Annotated in this window: 13 protein-coding genes; 3 read left to right on the top strand and 10 right to left on the bottom strand. The window is 72.5% G+C overall.

Annotated features, from left to right (window positions below; genetic code table 11):
• The first annotated feature begins 66 nt into the window (after positions 1 to 66).
• Complete coding sequence (locus ACNAW0_RS01240) at positions 67 to 1,437, top strand: cystathionine beta-synthase (protein ID WP_416285762.1); 1,371 nt, start codon at positions 67 to 69, stop codon at positions 1,435 to 1,437.
• A gap of 47 nt (positions 1,438 to 1,484) precedes the next feature.
• On the opposite strand, the gene ACNAW0_RS01245 is transcribed toward ACNAW0_RS01240, so the two are convergent.
• The 10 genes from ACNAW0_RS01245 to ACNAW0_RS01290 form a co-directional block, all read right to left on the bottom strand.
• Positions 1,485 to 2,435, bottom strand: a complete 951-nt coding sequence (locus tag ACNAW0_RS01245; RefSeq protein ID WP_416285763.1) for a S1C family serine protease — start codon at positions 2,433 to 2,435, stop codon at positions 1,485 to 1,487.
• An 82-nt stretch (positions 2,436 to 2,517) separates the two neighbouring features.
• Complete coding sequence (locus ACNAW0_RS01250; protein WP_416285764.1) at positions 2,518 to 3,027, bottom strand: GNAT family N-acetyltransferase; 510 nt, start codon at positions 3,025 to 3,027, stop codon at positions 2,518 to 2,520.
• Entirely contained in the window at positions 3,024 to 3,947 is a 924-nt protein-coding gene (locus tag ACNAW0_RS01255; protein ID WP_416285765.1) for a ribonuclease Z, read from the bottom strand. Before ACNAW0_RS01255 ends, ACNAW0_RS01250 begins: the two co-directional genes overlap by 4 nt.
• Positions 3,948 to 4,286: 339 nt before the next feature.
• Positions 4,287 to 5,462: an osmoprotectant NAGGN system M42 family peptidase gene (locus tag ACNAW0_RS01260; RefSeq protein WP_416285766.1), complete on the bottom strand. Its 1,176-nt coding sequence runs from the start codon at positions 5,460 to 5,462 to the stop codon at positions 4,287 to 4,289.
• Entirely contained in the window at positions 5,459 to 7,285 is a 1,827-nt protein-coding gene (gene ngg / locus ACNAW0_RS01265) for an N-acetylglutaminylglutamine synthetase (protein WP_416285767.1), read from the bottom strand. The genes ACNAW0_RS01260 and ngg overlap by 4 nt, the downstream gene beginning before the upstream one ends.
• Positions 7,286 to 7,287: 2 nt before the next feature.
• On the bottom strand, positions 7,288 to 9,072 hold the full coding sequence (locus tag ACNAW0_RS01270) for an N-acetylglutaminylglutamine amidotransferase (protein ID WP_416285768.1): 1,785 nt from the start codon (positions 9,070 to 9,072) through the stop codon (positions 7,288 to 7,290).
• Between the two features lie 297 nt (positions 9,073 to 9,369).
• Positions 9,370 to 10,032, bottom strand: a complete 663-nt coding sequence (gene msrA / locus ACNAW0_RS01275; protein WP_416285769.1) for a peptide-methionine (S)-S-oxide reductase MsrA — start codon at positions 10,030 to 10,032, stop codon at positions 9,370 to 9,372.
• A gap of 74 nt (positions 10,033 to 10,106) precedes the next feature.
• Positions 10,107 to 10,520 (bottom strand): HIT family protein, encoded by a 414-nt coding sequence (locus tag ACNAW0_RS01280; protein ID WP_416285770.1) that lies wholly within the window; start codon positions 10,518 to 10,520, stop codon positions 10,107 to 10,109.
• Positions 10,521 to 10,601: 81 nt separating this feature from the next.
• On the bottom strand, positions 10,602 to 11,099 hold the full coding sequence (locus ACNAW0_RS01285; protein ID WP_416285771.1) for a hypothetical protein: 498 nt from the start codon (positions 11,097 to 11,099) through the stop codon (positions 10,602 to 10,604).
• Positions 11,100 to 11,429, bottom strand: a complete 330-nt coding sequence (locus tag ACNAW0_RS01290; protein ID WP_416285772.1) for a hypothetical protein — start codon at positions 11,427 to 11,429, stop codon at positions 11,100 to 11,102.
• A 96-nt stretch (positions 11,430 to 11,525) separates the two neighbouring features.
• On the opposite strand from ACNAW0_RS01290, the gene ACNAW0_RS01295 reads away from it, so the two are divergent.
• Together ACNAW0_RS01295 and ACNAW0_RS01300 are read left to right on the top strand one after the other, a co-directional pair.
• Positions 11,526 to 12,668, top strand: coding sequence for a cystathionine gamma-synthase (locus ACNAW0_RS01295; RefSeq protein WP_416285773.1), 1,143 nt, complete (start codon positions 11,526 to 11,528; stop codon positions 12,666 to 12,668).
• A 16-nt stretch (positions 12,669 to 12,684) separates the two neighbouring features.
• A complete protein-coding gene (locus tag ACNAW0_RS01300) occupies positions 12,685 to 14,097 on the top strand; it encodes an amidase (protein ID WP_416285774.1) in 1,413 nt (470 codons plus the stop codon).
• Positions 14,098 to 14,210: the final 113 nt, after the last annotated feature.

Consider the following 14,210-nt stretch of genomic DNA (forward strand, 5'->3'; position numbering starts at 1 on the left):
ACCCTGGGCGACAACGAACGTCCGCCCGGCCGCCGGCGCCGGTGCCGCAACGAAGGGCACAACGAGGTGCAGTACTACGACAACGTCGTCGAGCTGATCGGCAACACCCCGCTGGTACGCCTGCGCAACGTCACCGAGGGCATCCAGGCGACCGTGCTGGCGAAGGTGGAGTACGTCAACCCGGGCGGTTCGGTGAAGGACCGCATCGCGCTGCGGATGGTGGAGGACGCCGAGCGGGCGGGGATCCTCAAGCCCGGCGGCACCATCGTCGAGCCGACCAGCGGCAACACCGGCATCGGGCTGGCCCTGGTGGCCCAGCTCAAGGGCTACAAGTGCGTCTTCGTCTGCCCGGACAAGGTCAGCCAGGACAAGCAGGACGTGCTGCGCGCGTACGGCGCCGAGGTGGTGGTCTGCCCGACCGCGGTCGCGCCGGAGGACCCGCGTTCCTACTACAACGTCTCCGACCGGCTGGCCCGGGAGATCCCCGGCGCCTGGAAGCCCGACCAGTACAGCAACCCGGCCAACCCCCGCTCGCACTACGAAGCCACTGGCCCGGAGCTGTGGAAGCAGACCGAGGGGCGGATCACCCACTTCGTCGCGGGCGTCGGCACCGGCGGCACCATCTCCGGCATCGGCCGCTACCTGAAGGAGGCGTCCGACGGGCGGGTCAGGGTCGTCGGCGCGGACCCGGAGGGCTCGGTCTACTCGGGCGGCACCGGCCGGCCGTACCTGGTCGAGGGCGTCGGCGAGGACTTCTGGCCGGAGACGTACGACCGGACGGTCGCGGACGAGATCGTCGAGGTGTCGGACAAGCAGTCCTTCGAGATGACCCGGCGGCTGGCTCGCGAGGAGGGGCTGCTGGTCGGCGGCTCGTGCGGCATGGCCGTGGTCGGCGCCCTGGAGGTGGCCCGCAGGGCCAAACCAGACGACGTGATCGTGGTGCTGCTGCCGGACGGCGGCCGGGGCTACCTGTCGAAGATCTTCAACGACAAGTGGATGGCCCGGTACGGCTTCCTGGACAACTCCGGTGCCGAGCCGACCGTGGCCGACGCGCTCGCCAGCAAGCCGGGCGGCCTGCCCGAGCTGGTGCACGTCCACCCCACCGAGACGGTCCGCGACGCCATCGACTACATGCGCGAGTACGGCGTCTCCCAGCTGCCGGTGCTCAAGGCCGAGCCGCCGGTGGTGACCGGTGAGGTGGCCGGCTCGATCGCCGAGAAGGACCTGCTCGACGCGCTCTTCACCGGGCAGGCCCACCTGCACGACACCATCGAGCGGCACATGGCCGAGCCGCTGCCGATGGTCGGCGGCGGGCAGCCGGTCAGCGAGGCCGTCACGCTCCTGGAGAAGGCCGACGCCGCGCTGGTGCTGGTCGACGGCAAGCCCAAGGGCGTGCTGACCCGGCAGGACCTGCTCGCCCACCTCGGCGCCCGCTGAAACCACCGGGTGCGGGCCGCTCCCGTCGGGGAGCGGCCCGCACCGCGTCAGCGGCCCAGTTCGGTGGGGACGGCGATCACGTCGACGAGGGCGCCCCGGCGCAGCACGGTGACGGGTAGCCGGGTGCCGATGGCCGGGCCGAGCATCAGCCGTTGCAGCCCCTGGCCGTCCTGCACCGGCCGGCCGCCGGCGGAGAGAATCACGTCGCCCAGGTAGATCCCGGCCACCCCGGCCGGGCTGTCCGGGATCACCTCCACCACCCGCAACCCGCGTCGCTGACCGGTCCGGGCGACGACCTCCGGCGGCAGCGGCATCGGCACGCCCGCGACCCCCAGCCAGGCCCGCCGGACCCGGCCGTCGGCGGTCAGGTCGGCGATGATCTGCCGGGTGGTGGCGTTCACCGGTACGGCCAGTCCGAGGCCGTACCCGGCGACCGCCGTGTTCACCCCGACCACCCGGCCGGCCGAGTCGGCGAGCGCGCCGCCCGAGTTGCCGGGGTTAAGCGCCGCGTCGGTCTGGATGACGTCCTCGATCAGCCGGGTGATCCGGCCGTCGCGGGCCGGCAGCGACCGGCCCAGCCCGGAGACCACCCCGGCGGTGACCGAGCCGGCCAGCCCCAGCGGGTTGCCGACGGCGACCACGAGTTGGCCGATCCGCAGACGGTCCGCGTCGCCCAGCTCCACCGGCGGCACGGTCGTCTCATCCGCTCGCAGCACGGCCAGGTCCGACAGTGGGTCGGCACCGACCACCCGGAACCGGGTCTCGACGCCGTCGCCGAAGGCGGCCGAGCCGTCCCGGGCGCCCTGCACCACGTGCGCGCTGGTGAGCAGCAGCCCGTCCGGGCCGATCACCACGGCGGAGCCGGCGCCCGCGCCGCGCGCGGTCCGCACTGACAGTGCGGCCACGCTGGGCAGCACCCGAGCGGCCACGCCGGTCACCACCCGGGAGTACGCGTCGAGCGCGGCATCCTCCGCCCGCTCGGTGTGCTCGGTGTCCATGCTGCTGCCAACGCGCCGGCGCTGACGCTCATGCCCCGATCCGCTGAGAGCGAACGGCGCGGGTGCGTGACGGGGCGGGCCCTCACACCTCGCGGGCGTACCGCAGCTGGGGGACGAGTGCCGTGCTGATGTGTTCGTCCCGCTGCTCGCCGGTGGCGGACCAACCGCCACGCTCGTAGAAGTGCCGGGCCGGTGCATTGTCCCGGAGCACCCAGAGGGCCGCGTGCGCCCACCCGCGTGAGCGCATTGCCGCCAGCGAGTCGATCATCAGCGCCCGCCCGGTGCCTCGACCCCGCTCGCCCGGCTCCAGATGGATCGCGTTGAGCAGCCCGGTCGCCGGGTCGCCCGCGTCGTCCGGGCCCAGGTAGCTGAAGCCGACGACGCGCCCGTCCCGGTCGGCCACCGTCATCCGGTGGTCGTCGCGTTCCCAGGCCCACCGTTCCACCCAGTACCGGCCCATGGCCTCCGGCGTCGGCTCGGCCAGCGCCTCCAGCGGCAGAAACGAACCGTACGCCGCCACCCGGGACCGCTGGTGCAGGGCGCCGACCGCCATCAGGTCGGCCTCGGTGGCGGGGCGCAGCGTGACGGTCACCGGGTCGAGGCTACCCGCCGGGGCGGTACGGGGACGGTCATCAGGTCCTCGGCGATCACCAGCTCACCGGTGAAGTGCTGCCGGGCCTCGTCGGCGAAGCGGCGTGGGTCGGCGTACCGCTGGGAGAAGTGGGTGAGCACGAGCGTGCGTACCCCGGACTCGGCCGCCACCCGCGCGGCCTGCGCGGCGGTGAGGTGGCCGACCTCGGCGGCGAGCGCGGCCTCCGGCTCCAGGAACGTCGACTCGATGACCAGCATGTCCGCGTGCTCGGCCAGGGCCCACACCCCGTCGCAGAGCCCGGTGTCCATCACGAACGCGAACCGCTGCCCCGGGCGGGTCACGCTCACCTCGTCCCGGGTGACGCGGCGTCCGTCCAGGTCCAGGTGCCCGACGCGGAGCAGCTCGCCGACCGCGGGCCCGGCGATACCGTACGCGGCCAGCTTCTCCGGCAGCGCCCGGCAGCCGTCCGGCTCGACGAGCCGGTAGCCGTACGTCTCGATCGGGTGGCGCAGCCAGCGGGCCTCCAGCGTGCCGATGCCCAGGGTGAACCGCTGCCCGTCGGCCCCGACCGGCTCGACGGCCAGCTCGGCGGTCTCGTAGAAGCTCGACGCGTGGCGCAGCCGGGCGAAGTAGTCCGCGCCACCGGCGGGAAAGTGCACGGCCACCGGGTGCGGCACCCGGTCGAGCGAGAGCCGCTGGATCACGCCGGGCAGGCCGAGGCAGTGGTCGCCGTGGAAGTGGGTGACGCAGATCCGGGTCAGGTCGGTGGCGGAGATCCCGGTGTGCAGCATCTGCCGCTGGCTACCCTCGCCCGGGTCGAAGAGGAGCACCTCGTCGTCCCAGCGCAGCAGGTAGCCGTTGTGGTTGCGCTGTCGGGTCGGGGCCTGGCTGGCCGTCCCGAGCACCACCAGCTCGCGCATGGACCCGGCTCCTCCTGCTGCTGACATGAAGCGACCCCCGGGGCTTCCGCGCTCGCGCGCGGGCCGGCTGGACTGGGCCGGCACCCCGGGGGTCGGGTGGCTGTCATGGATTCGCCGCACCGCTGCCACACGGTCTCGACGATGGTGCCTGTGCCCGCCTCGCGGCGGACGGGATTACTGTCGAGGACAGCGGCTAGCGGACAGCCACCTCACGAGTCCGATTGCTATACAAAGCTGGACCACCTCCTTTCCCGTGTACCGCCACGCTATCCAGTCCTGCGTGACCCCGGCAACGGATTTGGATCACAGGTTCCGTCGGGCCCGCTTCCCGCTTCCCGCTCAGTCCAGGCCGATCGGGCCCTCGCGGGGGCCCTCCTCGGAGGCCGGCTGGACGGCCAGCGACGGGAAGTCGGCCAGGTCGCCCTCCGGCTCGGCGTCCCACTCGGGGAAGACCAGCGGGCTCTGCAGGTAGAGGCAGAGCAACTGGGTGAGGTGGCGCAGGCCGTCGAGGTGGGTGCGCTCGTGCCCGTGGGTGGCGTCGACGCCGAAGCCGAGCAGCGCCACCCGGGCGTGCGCCCCGGCCTCGACCGCCGCCGCCACGTCCGAGCGGTAGTGGTCGAAGACGTCCCGGACCAGGTCGACCCCGTGTTCCCGGGCGATCGACGCCAGGTTGCGGGTCAGGTGGTAGTCGAACGGGCCCACCCCGTCGCCCATCGCCAGGGTGGCCGCGTCCTCCCGGGACTGCTGCCCGGGGGCGACCACCGCGGCGTCCACCGAGACGATCTCGGCGACGTCCGGATCGAGGCCGTGGCTGGCCCCGTGGCCGATCTCCTCGGTGACGGTGACGAGCAGGTGCGCGGTGACCGCGGGGGCCACCCCGGCGTCGACCAGCGCCTTGAAGGCGGTCAGCACCGCGGCCACCCCGGCCTTGTCGTCCAGGTGCCGGGACTTGACGTACCCGGCGGGGGTGACCACCGGATTCGGCAGCAGCGCGACGAAGTCGCCCGCGTCGATGCCGAGCGCGCGCAGACCGGCGATGTCGTGGACCGGCTCGTCGATCCGTACCTCGACCTGCTCCCAGCCGATGCCCTGCGAGTCGACGGCCTCGTTGTAGCGGTGGCCGCTGGCCTTCAGCGGCAGCACCTGACCGGTGATCACTCGGTCCAGGTCGTCGGTGAAGATCCGTACGTGGGCGCCCTCGGCGAACCGGGCGCTGTGCGTACCGATCGGTTTCAGCTCCAGCCGGCCGTTGTCCTTGAGCCGCTTAACCATCCCGCCGATGGTGTCGGTGTGCACCACGATCGCCCGGTCGGCGCCGGTCTGCCGCGGGCCGGGCAGGCAGGCGCTGAGCGCGCCGCGCCGGGTCAGCGTGGAGGAGACGCCCAACGCGGAGAGCCGCTCGCCGACGTACTGCTGCACGTGGTCGGTACGCCCCGACGGGCTGGCGATCTCGAGCAGCTCCACCAGCACCTGGCGGAGGTATTCCAGGTCGATCTCCAGCGGCCTCGGGCTCACGTGGCGCCTCCCGGCCCGGCCGGGCTCCAGAGCCGCTGCGGCGCGCGGGTGCCGGGGAAGAGCAGGTCGACGAAGCGCTCGGCGGTCGGCTGCGGTTCGTGGTTGGCCAGGCCCGGCCGCTCGTTCGCCTCGACGAACACGTGCTCCGACCGGTCGGGGGATCCGACCAGCAGGTCCAGCCCGGTGACCGGGATGTTCAGCGCCCGGCTGGCCGTCACGCACGCCTCGGCGATCACCGGGTGCAGCTCGGCGGTCATGTCGTGGATCGTGCCGCCGGTGTGCAGGTTGGCGGTCCGCCGTACGGCGAGCACCTGCCCCTCCGGGAGCACGTCGTGCATCTGGTAACCGGCCTCGGCCACCACCTCGCGGGTCAGGCCGTCGACCGGGATCCGCGACTCGCCCCCGGTGGCGGCGGCCCGGCGTCGGCTCTGCCGTTCGACCAGCTCGGTGACGTCGTGCACCCCGTCCCCGGTGATCTGGGCGGGCCGGCGGACGGCCGCGGCCACCACCTCGTGGTCGATGACGACCACCCGCAGGTCCTCGCCCGCGCACAGCTCCTCGATCAGCACGTCCGGGCAGAACCGGCGGGCCAGTTCGACCGCCGCGGCCAGTCGCTCGGGCGTACGCACCCCGACGGTGATGCCGTTGCCCTGCTCGCCCCGGGCCGGCTTGACCACCACAGCGCCGACGTCGGCCAGGAAGGCCAGGTCGTCGCCGTCACCGGTGGCGGTCCGGCCGCGCGGCACGCAGAGCCCCGCCTCGGTGAGGATCCGCCGGGTCACCCGCTTGTCGTCGCAGCGGCTCATCGCCACCGCCGAGGTCAGCTCCGACAGCGACTCCCGGGTGTGGATGATCCGGCCGCCGTTGGTGAGCCGCAGCTCACCCCAGTCCGGATCGGTGACCTCCACCCGGATGCCGCGCCGCATCGCCTCGTCGGCGACGATCCTCGCGTACGGGTTGAGCTCGTCGTACCCGGGCGGGGTGGCGGGAAGGAAGAGTCGCTCGTTGATCGGGTTCTTCCGCTTCACGCACAGCGTCGTGGTGCGGTGGAAGCCCAGCCGCTCGTACAGCCGGATCGCGCCGGTGTTCTCGGCCAGCACCGACAGGTCCACGTACGCGCGGCCCCGCGCGTCGAGCCGGTCGGCCAGCGCGGTGAGCAGTGCCTGGCCCGTGCCGGGCGGCGCGATGTTGAAGTCCACGGTCAGGCACCACAGGCTGGCGCCGTTGCCCGGGTCGGCGAAGACGGCGACGTGGTCCACCCCGGTGATGGTGCCGACCACCTTGCCGGTGGCGTCCTCGGCGACCAGGTGCAGGAACCGGTCGCTGCCGGCGTTGTCGACCAGCACGTCGGCCGGCGCGGTGACCATCCCGTTGCGGGCGTAGATCCGGTTCACCGCGTCCGCGTCGGCGGCGTCGGACAGCGGGCGGATGGCCAGGCCGGGGACCTCGCCGGCCTCGGTGGCGGCCGGCCGGCGCTCGCCGAGCGGCAACCGGTAGGTCAGCGACGGGTCGATGAACAGCTCGTCCGGGAGGCGGGAGACCAGCACGTGCGGGTCGCGCAGGTAGATGCAGATGTCCCGGGCACCAACCGCCTCGGAGCGCAGCACGTCGGCGACATCAACCTGCTCGGTGAAGGTCTGTCCGAAGACCAGCCGGCCCCAGCCGCAGTCCAGCACCACGCCGGCTTCGGCGGACGGCCGCCGGCCGGGCTCCGGGCTGCCCGGCGCGACCGGGTCGCCGCCCGGGCCGACACGTTCCCGGCCGTGGCCCGGCACCCGTTCCCGCTCGATTCGAGCCGTACCGATGGCGAGGGTGTCGGTCACGGTCAGTCGATTCCGTGGCTCTGCAGCCACATTTCCAGGAGTCCGAGTTGCCACAGCTTGTTTCCGTTCAAGGGGGTCAGTTCGGCGTTCGGGTCGGCGAGCAGCGCGTCGACGTACTCGGCGCGGAACAGGTCGCGGCGGCGGGCCTCGGGCGCGGTGAGGGCGTCGCGTACCCGGTCGAGGAGCTTGCCCTCCAGGTGGGTGAGGCCCGGCACCGGGAAGTAGCCCTTCGGCCGGTCGATGACCTCGTGGGGTAGGAACCGTCGGCCGATCTCCTTGAGCACGCCCTTGCCGCCCTGGGCCAGCTTGAGTTCCGGCGGGCAGCTCGCGGCCAGCTCCACGAACTCGTGGTCGAGGAACGGCACCCGGGCCTCCAGCCCGTGCGCCATGGTCATGTTGTCCACCCGCTTCACCGGGTCGTCGGTCAGCATGATCTGGGTGTCGAGCCGCAGGCCGGCGTCGACCGCGGTCTGGGCCCCGGGCCGGGCCAGGTGCGCGGCGACGAAGTCCCGCGCCGGGTCGCCGTCGGCCAGCCACGCCGGGTTGAGCACCCGGGCCAGGCCGGCCGCGTCGCGGTCGAAGAAGGCTTCCGCGTACGTCTCGAGCGCGCGCTCCCGGTCGACTTTGGCCAGCGGTGGGTACCAGTGGTAGCCGCCCAGGATCTCGTCCGCGCCCTGGCCGGACTGGACCACCTTGACGTGCCGGACGACCTCCTGGCTGAGCAGCCAGAACGCCACACAGTCGTGGCTGACCATCGGCTCGCTCATCGCCTCGACGGCGGCCTCCAGCGGCGGCAGCAGATTGCCGGTGGGCACCCTGATCCGGTGGTGGTCGGTGCCGAAGGTCTTCGCGACCAGGTCGGAGTAGACGAACTCGTCGCCCGCCCGGCCGCCGACCGCGTCGAAGCCGATGGAGAACGTGGCGAGGCCCGACTGTCCCTCGCCGGCGAGCAGCGCGACGACCAGGCTGGAGTCCAGCCCGCCGGAGAGCAGCACGCCGACCGGCACGTCGGCCACCATCCGGCGGCGTACGGCGGTGGCCAGCGATTCCAGCAGCGCGTCCTGCCAGTCCCGCTCGGTCCAGTCGGCCCGCTCGGCGACCCGGCTGAAGGCCGGTTCCCAGTAGACCCGCTCGTGGGTCGAGCCGTCCGCCTCGTACACCCGGACGGTGGCCGGGGGAAGTTTGGTGACGCCGCGCAGGATGGTCCGCGGCGGCGGCACGATGCTGTGGAAGCTCAGGTAGTGGGCGAGCGCCACCGGGTCGATCGACGTGTCGATGCCACCGCCAGCCAGCAGCGCGGGCAGCGTGCTGGCGAAACGGACCACGCCCGGCGTCTCGGCCAGGTAGAGCGGCTTGACGCCGAGCCGGTCGCGGGCCAGCACCAGCCGGCCGCTGTCGCGTTCGCTGATCGCCACCGCGAACATGCCGGTCAGGTGGTCGACGAAGTCCAGCCCCCACTCGGCGTACGCCTTGACCACGACCTCGCTGTCTCCAGAGGAGAAGAAGCGGTGCCCTCTGGCGCGGAGTTCCTCGCGTAGCTCGCGGTAGTTGTAGATGCAGCCGTTGAAGACGCCGGTGAGCCCGGCGGCGGAATCGACCAGTGGCTGGCCGCTCGCTGCGGAGAGGTCAATGATCTTCAGGCGGCGGTGCCCCAGGGCCGTCGGCCCCTGGGCCCAGGCTCCACCGCCGTCGGGCCCTCGGTCACTCATCGTGGCCGCCATGCGCTCGACCGCTGCCACATCGGCGCGTGAGCCGTCACGGCGGAACTCCCCAGCCAGTCCGCACATGCCGGTCCATGCTGCCAGATGACGCTTCTATCCGCCGGTTGAGCTGATGACGATTGGGTGGCGTGTTGCTAAAATGCGCGCCTGCGCATCCTGCTCCCGATGGCGGTTGCTGAACGTCACACTCTCAGTTGGCTTCTGCGTCGATGTTGCCGGTCTGGGGTGATTCGCCAGGCTCCCGCCTGTGACGAATGCCACAATGTTGGAACGGCGGCTCATTGCGCCGTGCGCGGCGGTCGCTGCCGCACCGACCGCCAACCGGCCGCCAGTGCGCGGCGGCCGGTGGCACGTCGGGACAGGTCAGCCCGCGGTGCGGGCCACGCCGACCGGGCAGCTCAGCCCGGTCGGGCCGTGGGTGCAGTACCCGTTCGGGTTCTTGGTCGGTGCCAGGTACTGCTGGTGATAGTCCTCGGCGAAGTAGTAGTCAACGAGCCGGGCGATCTCCGTGGTGATCTCGCCCTTGCCGGCCCGCGCCACGATCGGCGCGAACGCGTCCCGCGACGACTGCGCGGTGGCGAGCTGCTCGTCGTTGGTGGCGTAGATCGCCGACCGGTACTGCGTACCGGCGTCGTTGCCCTGGCGCATGCCCTGCGTCGGGTCGTGGTTCTCCCAGAAGACCTTGAGCAGGTCCTCGTAGCTGATCCGGGTGGGGTCGTAGACCACCTGGACCACCTCGGCGTGCCCGGTCATCCCCGAGCAGACCTCCTCGTATGTCGGGTTCGGGGTGATGCCACCCGCGTAGCCGACCGAGGTGGTGATCACGCCGGGGAGGGTCCAGAACAGCCGCTCAGCGCCCCAGAAACAGCCCATCCCAAAGACGGCGACCTGCGAGCCCTCCGGGAACGGGCCTTTCAGCGAGGAGGGCAACACCTCGTGCCGGTCGGAGATCGGCATCGCGACCGACCGGCCCGGCAGGGCCTGGTCGGGGGTGGGCAGCTCGGGCTTCATGCGGCGAAGGAACACGATGGGACTCCTCTCTTGCCTCTCCCAGCGTGCAACACCGCCGGTCCCCGCTTTCTTACCCGCCCGTGCCCGGCTCAGGCCAGGGCGGCGGCGATCCGGCGGGCGACATCCTCGGCCTCGGCGTCGTCCGCGTAGCGGGTCCGTGGCCAGAAGAAGCCACGCAGTCCGTCGCCCTTCGTCCGGGGCACCACGTGGGTGTGCAGGTGCGGCACCGACTGGGACACCTTGTTGTTCACCGCGACGAACGTCCCACCGGCCCCCAGACCGCTCTCCACCGCCACAATGAGCCGCTGCACCAGCCGGAAGTAGCCGGGCAGCAGCTCGGCCGGCAGCGTGTCGAGGGTGTCCACGTGGGTGCGCGGCACCACCAGCACGTGCCCCTTGAAGACCGGCCGGGTGTCCAGGAAGGCCACGCCGTCCGGCTCGTCGGCGACGACGAACGCGGGCACCTTGCCCGCCACGATCCCGCAGAACACGCACCCGCTCACCGGGCCAGGCTATTCCGGATCACAGGCGCTGCTCGACACCAAGGGCCGGGTCAGGCCGGGTCGAGGTACGCCTCCCATTCGTCATCCGGCACCCCGGCGGGCCCGGTCTCGCCGCTCGCCAGCCGGCGCCTGATGTCCGACTCCCATCGCAGGGCCCAGCTCCGCAGCTCGTCGACGCCTGACCAACTCAGGCCGTAGAAGCGGAAGGGCGCGCACCTTGAGCCCGACCGCGTCCTCGAAGGCCAGGACCGGACCGATGCTCATGCGGGCGGGCGGCCCAAGTGCCTCCTTGAGAAGATCGACCTCGCAGGACGCCGCGCCGTCCGAGACGAGCATCCGAGCCATCCGCGGAGTGGCCTCGATCACCTGGGCGGAGAATCCGGCACGGACGTAGGCGTCGGAGAGCCGCTGAACCACCATGGCGAGTGGCATCGCGGTCGCTGTGGCGAAGTCAATGTCGTGCGACGGTCGGTTCACCAGCTCGTGGGCGCACATGGCGTATCCGCCGGCGAGCACCAGCCCGAGATCGTCGCCTGCGGCGAACCCGATCTCGAGGAGCCGGCGATGCAACGCGTCCATTCAGGCGGCGGCCAGGTCGGGCAGGCGGCGCTCCCAGAGGGCGACCACTCGGCGAGCCGTCAGGCGTCTGATTCGGGGCCAGTCCCGCCGCAGCAGCGTGGCGTTGACGTACCGGACGACATCCCCGCGTTGCCCGCAGTCGAGCAGGAGGCAGTAGAGCGTCAGGCGTTCGTCTGGGTTGCTGATGTCGAAGTCGCTCGGCCCCGACCAGGCGAGGCGCAGTGGCAGACTCATGCGGCCATGATCTGGGCCGGCCAGCAGCGACAGCGAGGCCGGGATCCGGTCGGCCACGCCGATCAGACGGGACGGCAGCGAAACGGTCGAGGTCACCCGGGCAGTATGGCCCAGCGGTACGACACGATGCCGGGTGCGACCCGCGCTGGGTTCAACCCCGCGGGGACGAGCAGGCGGACTAACGTCTCGGGAATGAGTCACGGCTTCGAGACGCTCGCCATCCACGCCGGCCAGGACCCGGAAACCCGTACCGGCGCGGTGATCCCACCGATCTACCAGACCAGCACCTACGCCCAGGACGCCGTCGGAGCACCCCGACAGGGCTACGAGTACAGCCGCTCCGGCAACCCCACCCGCGACGCGCTTCAGGAGTGCCTGGCCGCGCTGGAGGGCGGGCCGGTGGGGTTGACCTTCGCCAGCGGCCTGGCCGCCGAGGACACCCTGCTGCGTACCGTCTGCAGGCCCGGCGACCACGTGGTCATCCCGGACGACGCGTACGGCGGCACCTACCGGCTGTTCGCCAAGGTCGCTGAGCGGTGGGGCCTGGACTACACGCCGGCGAAGGTCTCCGACCCGGACGCGGTGCGGGCCGCGATCCGCCCCGGCAGCACGAAGATCGTCTGGGTGGAGACGCCGACCAACCCGCTGCTCGGCATCGCCGACATCGCCGCTCTGGCCGCCGTCGCGCACGACGCGGACGCGCTGCTGGTGGTCGACAACACCTTCGCCTCGCCGTACCTGCAGCAGCCGATCGCGCACGGCGCCGACGTGGTGGTCCACTCCACCACCAAGTACATCGGTGGACACTCCGACGTGGTCGGCGGCGCCCTGGTCGTCGCCGACGGCGGGCTGGGCGACCAGCTGCGCTACCACCAGAACGCCATGGGCGCGGTCAACGGGCCGTTCGACGCCTGGCTCACCCTGCGCGGCATCAAAACCCTCGGCGTACGGATGGACCGGCACTGCGACAACGCCGAGCGGATCGCGGCCTACCTGGACGGTCACGCGAAGGTCGCCGAGGTCCTCTACCCCGGCCTGCCCTCGCACCCCGGGTACGAGGTGGCCGCCAAGCAGATGCGTCGATTCGGCGGCATGATCTCCTTCCGTGCGGCCGGCGGCGAGGAGCACGCCGTGGAGATCTGCAACCGGGCGAAGCTTTTCGTGCTCGCCGAGTCCCTCGGTGGCGTCGAGTCCCTCATCGAGCACCCGGGACGGATGACACACGCAAGTGCCGCCGGCTCGCCGCTTGAAGTTCCCGGCGATCTCGTGCGACTGTCTGTCGGCATCGAGACGGTCGACGACCTGCTCGCCGATCTGGAGCAGGCGCTGGGCTGACCGCTGGCTGGGGAGGATGGCCGTGCCGGACATCATGCCGACGACCTGGGTGGGGGCGACCGCCAAACAGATCGCCCGGGGCGTACGCCGGGGTGACGTCTCGGCCACCCAGGTGGTGGCCGACCACCTGGACCACATCGCCCACGCGGACGTCGAACTCGCCGCGTTCCGCACGGTACGCGGCGGGGCGGCGATCACCGAGGCGGAGAAGGTCGACGAGCAGGAGGACCTGGCCAACCTTCCCCTCGCCGGGGTGCCGGTCGCGGTCAAGGAGAACACTCCCGTGGCCGGGCTGCCCACCTGGAACGGCTCCGCCGCCGTGCGTACGCCGGTGGCCGAGGCCGACCACGAGGTGGTCCGGCGGCTGCGCGGCGCGGGCGCGGTGATCCTCGGGGTGACCCGGATGCCGGAGCTCGGCCTCTGGGCGGTAACCGACGACGAGACGGCCGTCACCCGCAACCCCTGGGACCTGTCCCGTACCCCCGGCGGCTCGTCGGGCGGCGCGGCCGCCGCGGTGGCCGCCGGGCTGGTGCCGATGGCGCACTGCAACGACGGCCTCGGCTCGATCCGCATCCCGGCGGCCTGCTGCGGCCTGGTCGGACTCAAGCCCGGCCGGGGGGTGATCCCCTACCAGCTCGGCGCGGACGACTGGTTCGGCCTCGCCGAACACGGCGTGCTCACCGGCACGGTGGCCGACGCGGTGGTCGGCTTCTCGGTGCTGGCCGGGCGGCGCCCCGACAAGCTGGAGCAGCCGTCGCGGCTGCGGGTCGGCGTATCGCTGCGCTCGCCGGTGCTCGGCGTCGCGCCGGACGCGCCCAACCGGGACGCGGTGACCGCCGCCGGTCGGCTGCTGGCCGCCGCCGGGCATGACACCGTGCCCGCCGACCCGGTCTATCCGACCTCGCTGGGCCTCAAGGGGCTCGCCACCTGGTTCGCCGCGGCCGCCGCCGACGCGCAGGCCGCCGGGCTCCAGCGGAGCGGGCTCCAGCGGCGTAGCCGCCGGCACGTCGTGCTCGGCGAGTGGGCACAGCGCCGGGGGTATGTCCGGGAGGCCGACCGGCGCGCCTGGCGCGAGCGGTCGGTGGCCTTCTTCGCCGACCACTCGATCGACCTGCTGCTCACCCCGGCGCTGGCCGGGCCGCCGCCGGAGGCCGTCGACTGGTCCGGCCGGTCCTGGCTGGCGAACATGAAGGCCAACATCCGGTACGCCCCGTACGCTGCCCCGTGGAACATCGCCGGGCTGCCGGCGATCGTCGTGCCGGTCGGCCGACGCCCGGACGGCCTGCCGGTCGCCGTGCAGTTCGTCGGCCCGCCCGGCTCCGAGCTGCTGCTGCTCGGCGTCGCCGGCCAGTTCGAGTTGCAGGCTCCCTGGCAGCGGCACGCCCCCGGCTATCCGCGGGTCGGAACGGGGTCGCCGGCCCACGCATGATCGTCTGCCCGGGTGCGCACCCACGCACCCGGGCACGGCTTCGCCGCAGGTGGCGGCCGGCGCGACGGTGGCGTCGCCGCAGGTGCCGCCGGGGGCGGATGGCACGATCGGGG

The sequence above is a fragment of the Micromonospora sp. SL1-18 genome (assembly GCF_047921505.1).
GTDB lineage: Bacteria > Actinomycetota > Actinomycetes > Mycobacteriales > Micromonosporaceae > Micromonospora.

Coding starts and splice junctions, on each gene's coding strand:
- ACNAW0_RS01285 (WP_416285771.1), bottom strand. CDS start 11,099: ATGGACGCGTTGCATCGCCGGCTCCTCGAGATCGGGTTCGCCGCAGGC.
- ACNAW0_RS01255 (WP_416285765.1), bottom strand. CDS start 3,947: ATGCGCGAGCTGGTGGTGCTCGGGACGGCCAGCCAGGCCCCGACCCGA.
- ACNAW0_RS01295 (WP_416285773.1), top strand. CDS start 11,526: ATGAGTCACGGCTTCGAGACGCTCGCCATCCACGCCGGCCAGGACCCG.
- ACNAW0_RS01300 (WP_416285774.1), top strand. CDS start 12,685: ATGGCCGTGCCGGACATCATGCCGACGACCTGGGTGGGGGCGACCGCC.
- ACNAW0_RS01270 (WP_416285768.1), bottom strand. CDS start 9,072: ATGTGCGGACTGGCTGGGGAGTTCCGCCGTGACGGCTCACGCGCCGAT.
- ACNAW0_RS01245 (WP_416285763.1), bottom strand. CDS start 2,435: ATGGACACCGAGCACACCGAGCGGGCGGAGGATGCCGCGCTCGACGCG.